We start from the raw sequence: 7,300 nt of genomic DNA, 5'->3' as shown, positions 1-7,300 counted from the left end.
CGAGGTGGTCCGCGCCCCCGTCGAGTGCGGCGCGGGCGACGTGCACCGCGCCGTGGCCGTACGCGTCGGCCTTGACGACGGCCATCACGCGGGCCGGAGCGACCGTCGCGGCGAGCGCGGCGACGTTGTCGCGGAGGGCGTCGAGGTCGATGACGGCCTCGCGGAACGGCGAGCGGACGTGGCGGGGGTTCACTCGACCTCCTGGTCGGGGTTCGGGGCGGCGAGGGCTTCGCGGGAGGTGGCGGCGCGTCCGACGCCGCGCTCCAGCACGACGAACGCGCTCGCGATGCCCGCATCGTGGCTCATCGACAGGTGGACCCGGTCGATCCCGAGCGCCTCGACGTGCGCGGAGAGGGCGCCGGAGAGGGCGAAGTCCGGGTTGCCGTCGGCGTCCTGCACGATGCGCATGTCGTGCCAGCGGATGACGGCATGGCCACCGAGGGCCTTGATCAGCGCCTCCTTGGCGGCGAAGCGGGCGGCCAGCGAGCGCGCGGGACGCTCCCGTTCGCTCTCAGCGAACAGACGGTCGCGGAGCGCGGGCGTGCGCTCGAGCGATCGCGCGAAGCGCGCGATGTCGACCACGTCGATGCCGATGCCCGCGATCACTCGTCCCTCTCCGACCTCACGGTTCGAGTCTGCCGCACCGGTGGGGCGGGCGGGTGCCGAACGTGCCGACACCCGCCCGTCGCTCACTCGACCGTGACCGACTTCGCCAGGTTCCGCGGCTGGTCGACGTCGAGGCCCTTCGCCTGCGAGAGCTCCATCGCGAAGATCTGCAGCGGCACGACCGCGAGCAGCGGTTCGAACAGCGGGGCCGCGAGCGGGATCCGGATCACCTCGTCGGCGAACGGCAGCACCGCGGCATCCCCGGCCTCGGCGATCGCGATGACGCGCGCGCCGCGCGCGCGGATCTCCTGGATGTTCGACACGACCTTCGGGTGCAGGTTCGCCGAGCCGCGCGGGCTCGGCACCACCACGAACACGGGCTGGCCCGGCTCGATGAGCGCGATCGGGCCGTGCTTCAGCTCGCCCGCGGCGAAGCCCTCGGCGTGGATGTAGGCGAGCTCCTTGAGCTTCAGCGCACCCTCCATCGCGATGGGGTAGCCCACGTGCCGGCCGAGGAAGAGCACCGAGCGGGTGTCGCTCATCCAGTGCGCGAGCTCCCCGACCCGGTCGCCCTGCTCGAGGACGGTCTCGATCTTCTCCGGGATCGCCTGCAGCTCCGCGAGGTGCTCGGCCAGCTCCCCCTCGGCGAGCGTGCCGCGCACGCGCGCGAGATGCAGGCCGAACAGGTAGAGGGCCGTGATCTGCGCCACGAACGCCTTCGTCGAGGCGACCGCGACCTCGGGGCCGGCGTGCGTGTAGACGACCGCGTCGGACTCGCGCGGGATGGTCGCCCCCTGGGTGTTGCAGACCGAGATGGTCCGTGCACCCTGCTCGCGCGCGTACTTGACCGCCATGAGCGTGTCCATCGTCTCGCCGGACTGGCTGATCGAGACCACGAGCGTGTGCGCGTCGATGACCGGGTCGCGGTAGCGGAACTCGTGGCTCAGCTCGACCTCGACCGGCACGCGCGCCCACTGCTCGATGGCGTACTTCGCCACCATGCCCGCGTAGGCGGCCGTGCCGCACGCGATCACGGTGATCCGGCGGATGTCCCTGAGCTCGTCGTCGCCGAAGCCATCGAGCTCGGGGATCGAGACCACCCCGTCCACCACGCGACCGCGGATCGTGTTCGCGACCGCCTCGGGCTGCTCGGAGACCTCCTTGCGCATGAACGAGGACCAGCCGCCCTTCTCGGCGGCCGACGCGTCCCACGCGACGTCGAAGGGCTCGACCTCGACGACCGCGCCGTCGAAGTCGGTGACCGTGACGCCGTCGGCCGTGATCGCCACGATCTGGTCCTGCCCGATCGCCACGGCCCGCTTGGTGAACTCGACGAAGGCCGCGACATCCGACCCCAGGAAGTTCTCGCCGTCGCCGAGCCCGATCACGAGCGGCGAGTTCCGTCGGGCGCCGACCACGAGGCCGGGCTCGTCCCGGTGCACGGCGAGGAGCGTGAACGCCCCCTCGAGCCGGGCGACCGTCAGGCGGAACGCCTCGCGCAGGTCGCCCGTCTCGCGGTAGCGCTCGCCGAGGAGCACGGCGGCGACCTCGGTGTCGGTCTCCGACTCGAAGGTGGCGCCGCGGCTGAGGAGCTCCTCCTTCAGCTCGGAGAAGTTCTCGATGATTCCGTTGTGGATCAGCGCGAGGCGCCCCTCGTCGCCGAGGTGCGGGTGCGCGTTGCGGTCCGTCGGCCCGCCGTGCGTCGCCCAGCGGGTGTGGCCGATGCCGGTGCCGCCCCGGTGCACGGGGTGGCGCTCGAGCTCGTCGGCGAGCACCTGGAGCTTGCCGGCGCGCTTGGCGAACTCGAGGTCGCCCTCGTCTCCGACGACGGCGACGCCGGCCGAGTCGTAGCCACGGTATTCGAGACGGCGGAGACCGCCCATGAGGACGTCGAGGCTGTTGCGCTCTCCGACGTATCCGACGATTCCACACATGCGCTCGATTGTAGCCACGGGCGACTGGGCGACCGCCGGGTGCGCCCGAGCCGCCCCGGCCGCCCCCACGCCCCGATGACGCCGGATCGCGGCTCGCGCGGCGCACTAGACTGTGCCGGTGCCGGATCCGCAGAGCCCGTCGACGCACACGCCGCAGATCTCCCCGTTCGTCGAACTCGACCGCGCCTCATGGGCGGCCCTCGCGCCGTCCATGCCGTCTCCCCTCCGCGAGACCGAGATCGTGCAGCTCCGCGGCCTCGGGGAGCCGCTCGATCCGCTCGAGGTGTCCGAGGTCTACCTGCCGCTCAGCCGGCTGCTGAACCTCTACGTCGGCGGCACCAAGGCGCTGCACGAGGTCACGAGCACGTTCCTCCGCGAGCGCTTCGAGTCGACGCCGTTCGTCATCGGGGTCGCCGGGTCCGTCGCGGTCGGCAAGTCGACGATCGCGCGCCTGCTCCGCGAGCTGCTCGCGCGCTGGGAGCACACGCCGCGCGTCGAGCTCGTGACGACCGACGGCTTCCTCTTCCCGAACGCCGAGCTCGAGCGCCGCGGGCTCATGGCGCGCAAGGGCTTCCCCGAGTCGTACGACCGGCGGGCCCTGCTCCGGTTCGTCAGCGACGTGAAGGCCGGCGCACCGGAGGTGCGTTCCCCGTTCTACTCGCACCTCGCCTACGACATCGTCCCCGACGCCCAGATCACCGTGCGGCGGCCCGACGTGCTCATCATCGAAGGGCTCAACGTCCTCCAGCCGCCCGGGCCCGGGCACCGCCTCGCGGTGAGCGACCTGTTCGACTTCACGATCTACGTCGACGCGCGCACGCGCGACATCGCCCGGTGGTACGAGGAGCGCTTCCTGAAGCTCCAGCGCGGCGCGTTCTCGAACCCGCGCTCCTACTTCCACCGCTACGCGAGCCTCACCGAGGACGAGGCGCGGTCGCGCGCCCGCTCGATCTGGCAGTCGATCAACGAACCGAACCTGCTGCAGAACATCCGGCCGACGCGGTCGCGCGCCTCGCTCGTGCTGCGGAAGGACGCCGACCACGCGGTCTCAAGCGTCCTGCTCCGCAAGCTCTGAGTTCGGGCGCCGACCGGCGGCGCCCGAACCGACGACGAACGAGCCGACGGATGCGGCGAGCCCGCGTCAGCGCGACAGTCGGTCCCGCACGACCCCGGCGAGCCGGTTCGCGAACGCGTCGGCGGCCTCCTGGTCCGCGGCCTCGACCATGACGCGCACCATCGGCTCGGTGCCCGACGGCCGGAGCAGCACGCGGCCGGTGTCGCCCAGCTCGGCCTCGACCTCGCGCACCGCCTCGGCGATGACCTCGTCGTCGGCCAGGCCGTGGTGGTCGACGTCGCGCACGTTCACGAGCACCTGCGGATACACGGTCATGACCGAGGCGAGCTCGGCCAGCGTCTTCCCGGTCCGGGCCATCTCGGCCACGAGGTGCAGCCCGGTGAGCACGCCGTCGCCGGTGGTGGCGAACTCGGTCATGATGACGTGCCCGGACTGCTCGCCGCCGAGGGCGTAGCCGCCGGCGCCGAGCGCCTCGAGCACGTACCGGTCGCCGACCTTCGTCTCGATCACGCGGATGCCGCGATCGGCCATCGCGCGCCGCAGCCCGAGGTTCGACATCACGGTCACCACGAGCGTGTCGTCGGTGAGCGCGCCCCGCTCGTGCATGGACACGGCGAGGATCGCCATGATGCGGTCGCCGTCGATCACGTTGCCGTCGGCGTCGACCGCGAGGCACCGGTCGGCGTCGCCGTCGTGGGCGATGCCGATGTCGGCACCGTGCTCGAGCACAGCCTGACGGAGGGGCTCGAGGTGCGTCGACCCGACGCCGTCGTTGATGTTCATGCCGTCGGGATCGGCGCCGATCACGATGACCTCGGCGCCGGCGTCGCGGAAGGTCTCGGGCGACACGCCCGCGGCGGCGCCGTGCGCGCAGTCGAGCACGACCCTCAGCCCGTCGAGGCGGGCGGGGAGGGTGCCGAGCAGGTGGACGACGTAGCGGTCCTCCGCGTCGGCGAAGCGGCGGATGCGACCGACGCCATCGCCGGTCGGGGCGAGCTTCTGCTTGCCGAGGTAGGACTCGATGCGGTCCTCGACCTCGTCGGGGAGCTTCGTCCCGCCGAAGGAGAAGAACTTGATCCCGTTGTCGGGAGCGGGGTTGTGCGACGCCGAGATCATCACGCCGAAGTCGGCGCCGATGCTGTCGATGAGGAACGCCGTCGCGGGCGTCGGGATGACGCCGGCGTCGAGCACGTCGACACCCGAGCTGGCGAGCCCGGCGGAGACGGCGGCCGTCAGGAACTCGCCGGACACGCGCGGATCGCGCGCGACGATCGCCACCGGCCGACGACCGGCGGCACGCAGTTCGTCGGCGTGACGACCCTGCGTGAGGACGGCGGCAGCCGCCTGGGCGAGGCCCAGGGCCAGGTCAGCCGTGAGTTCACGGTTGGCCAGGCCCCGGACCCCGTCGGTTCCGAAGAGCCGAGGCATCCAGGGATCCGAAGACTAGCGCTTCGAGAACTGGGGCGCCTTGCGGGCCTTCTTGAGACCGGCCTTCTTGCGCTCGATGACACGAGCGTCACGCGTGAGGAAGCCGGCCTTCTTGAGGGTCGGGCGGTTGTTCTCGCGGTCGATCTCGTTGAGCGCACGCGCGATCGCGAGGCGGAGCGCACCGGCCTGGCCCGAGGGGCCGCCGCCGGTGATGCGCGCGATCACGTCGTACGAGCCGGAGAGCTCGAGCACGGTGAACGGGTCGGTGATGAGCTGCTGGTGGAGCTTGTTCGGGAAGTAGTCCGCGAACTCACGGCCGTTGACCGTGATGGCGCCCGCACCGGGAACCACGCGCACGCGCGCGATGGCCTGCTTGCGGCGGCCGACGGCCGCGCCCGAGACGTTCAGCACGGGACGCGCCGCGGGGGCGGCGGCCGGAGCCGACTCGGTGGTGTAGCTCTCAGGAGCCTGGTCGATCTGGTCTGCGATCTTCGCCATGGTGGTGTCTGAGTCCTTTTTCGCTCGGCGCCGGGCTTACTGGGCGACCTGGGTGAGGGTGTACGGCTTCGGCTGCTGGGCCGCGTGCGGGTGCTCCGGGCCGGCGTAGACCTTCAGCTTCTTGATCTGGGCGCGGCCGAGCGAGTTCTTCGGCAGCATGCCGCGGATCGCCTTCTCCACGGCGCGGACCGGGTTCTTCTCGAGGAGCTCGGCGTAGCCGACGGCCTTCAGGCCGCCCGGGTAGCCGGAGTGGCGGTACGCCTTCTTCTGCTCGAGCTTCTGGCCGGTGAGGGCCACCTTGCCGGCGTTGACGATGATGACGAAGTCACCGGTGTCGACGTGGTTGGCGAAGATCGCCTTGTGCTTGCCGCGGAGGATCGAGGCGGCGTGGCTCGCGAGGCGGCCGAGCACGATGTCGGTGGCGTCGATGACGACCCAGTCGCGCTGGATCTCGTTCGCCTTCGGGGTGTAGGTGCGCGTCACAGTAGTGCTGCTTTCTGATCGAGTGAGGGGTTCGTGAATCCCGCTCCGGTGGGGGTTCTCCCGCGATGCGGGTGGAACGCTCCGGTGGAGGGCTCAACATCGGGCACCGACGCAGTCGACGGCACCAAAGGGAAATCTTAGCCGACGACGCCGTCCACGTGCAATTCCCGACGTGCACGGGTCTGCTCCGCGCGAGCGGCGAGCTCCTCGTCGGCCGGGTATCCGACCTCGGTGAGCGTGAGTCCCCTGGCGGGGAGGACCTTGAACGCGCTCGTGCGCTCTCCCGCCTGCATCAGTGACGACGGCCCCGAGACATCCAGCCGCCCCTCGCCCACCGCGACGCACGCCCCGACGAGCGCACGCACCATCGAGTGGCAGAACGCGTCGGCCTGCAGGGCGGCGACGAGCACGCCGTCGGCGTCGCGGCGCCACCGGTACGACTGGAGCGTGCGGATCGTCGTCGCCTCCTCCCGCGGCTTGCAGAACGCCGCGAAGTCGCCGAGGCCGAGCAGCGTCTGGGCCGCCACGTCCATCGACTCCACGTCGAGGGACCGCGGGTACCAGACGGTGCGGTGCCGCTGCAGCGGATCGTGCTCGGCCCCGAGGTCGGCGATCCGGTAGGCGTAGCGACGCCAGACCGCGGAGAACCGCGCGTCGAACCCGTCGGGCGCGCGCCGCGCAACGCGGACGACGAGGTCGTCGTCGGCGTTGCCCAGGATGCCGGTGAGCCGGCGCACCAGGACGCCGTACGGGTCCGCGGCGGACCCGCCCGCCGATCCGGCGCGCTTCGGACGCGTCACGGCCTCGAACGCCTCGTGCTCGACGTCGATGTGGGCCACCTGCCCGGTCGCGTGCACGCCGGCATCGGTGCGACCGGCGACGACCAGGCGCGGCGCGGCGCCCTCGCGTCGGAAGAGCGTCGCCAGCGCCGCCTCGAGCACGCCCTGCACCGTGCGCAGCGAGGGCTGCCGGCTCCATCCCGCGAATCCCGTGCCCTGGTAGGCGAGGTCGAGCCGGATCCGCAGCGTCATCCGTGTGCTCCCACGCAGCCAAGCCTACGGTGCGTGCGCTCGCGTGACGCGAACGCACGGAGCCCCCGCAGCGATCGCTGCGGGGGCTCCGGGTGCGTGGTGCGCGGGGCTACTTCGCCTCGGCGGCCTCGGTCTCCTCGGCGGGAGCCTCGGCCGACTCCTCCGACGCCTCGGCGCCGGCGGCCTCGTCGACCGCGGCCTCGGCCTCGGTCACCTCGGCCTCGGGCGTCTCGGCCGGGGCCTCG

8 protein-coding genes are annotated in these 7,300 nt (G+C 71.9%); 1 reads left to right on the top strand and 7 read right to left on the bottom strand.

Going from position 1 to position 7,300, the window contains the following annotated elements; translation table 11 throughout:
* The 3 genes from ESO86_RS08350 to glmS form a co-directional block, all read right to left on the bottom strand.
* On the bottom strand, positions 1-193 hold a 193-nt coding region (locus ESO86_RS08350), incomplete at its 3' end, for an alanine racemase (protein ID WP_207207063.1).
* Positions 190-606, bottom strand: a complete 417-nt coding sequence (locus tag ESO86_RS08345) for a holo-ACP synthase (protein WP_129234482.1) — start codon at positions 604-606, stop codon at positions 190-192. The genes ESO86_RS08350 and ESO86_RS08345, both read right to left, overlap by 4 nt.
* An 83-nt stretch (positions 607-689) precedes the next feature.
* Entirely contained in the window at positions 690-2,540 is a 1,851-nt protein-coding gene (gene glmS / locus ESO86_RS08340) for a glutamine--fructose-6-phosphate transaminase (isomerizing) (RefSeq protein ID WP_129234481.1), read from the bottom strand.
* Positions 2,541-2,658: 118 nt separating this feature from the next.
* Here glmS and coaA point away from each other — a divergent pair, with 118 nt between their 5' ends.
* The gene (gene coaA, locus ESO86_RS08335) at positions 2,659-3,615 is read left to right on the top strand and encodes a type I pantothenate kinase (RefSeq protein WP_129234480.1); all 957 of its coding nucleotides are present in this window, start codon (positions 2,659-2,661) and stop codon (positions 3,613-3,615) included.
* A gap of 66 nt (positions 3,616-3,681) precedes the next feature.
* On the opposite strand, the gene glmM is transcribed toward coaA, so the two are convergent.
* The 4 genes from glmM to truA all read right to left on the bottom strand — a co-directional run bounded on the left by glmM (position 3,682) and on the right by truA (position 7,055).
* Positions 3,682-5,043, bottom strand: a complete 1,362-nt coding sequence (gene glmM / locus ESO86_RS08330) for a phosphoglucosamine mutase (RefSeq protein ID WP_129234479.1) — start codon at positions 5,041-5,043, stop codon at positions 3,682-3,684.
* A gap of 15 nt (positions 5,044-5,058) precedes the next feature.
* Positions 5,059-5,541 (bottom strand): 30S ribosomal protein S9, encoded by a 483-nt coding sequence (rpsI, locus tag ESO86_RS08325; protein WP_129234478.1) that lies wholly within the window; start codon positions 5,539-5,541, stop codon positions 5,059-5,061.
* 36 nt (positions 5,542-5,577) lie between these two features.
* Entirely contained in the window at positions 5,578-6,024 is a 447-nt protein-coding gene (rplM, locus tag ESO86_RS08320) for a 50S ribosomal protein L13 (protein WP_129234477.1), read from the bottom strand.
* 137 nt (positions 6,025-6,161) lie between these two features.
* Positions 6,162-7,055 (bottom strand): tRNA pseudouridine(38-40) synthase TruA, encoded by an 894-nt coding sequence (truA, locus tag ESO86_RS08315; protein WP_129234476.1) that lies wholly within the window; start codon positions 7,053-7,055, stop codon positions 6,162-6,164.
* Between the last annotated feature and the right edge of the window lie 245 nt (positions 7,056-7,300).

It is taken from the genome of Agromyces binzhouensis (assembly GCF_004135055.1).
GTDB lineage: Bacteria > Actinomycetota > Actinomycetes > Actinomycetales > Microbacteriaceae > Agromyces > Agromyces binzhouensis.
This window is presented reverse-complemented; position numbering and strand designations above follow the sequence as displayed.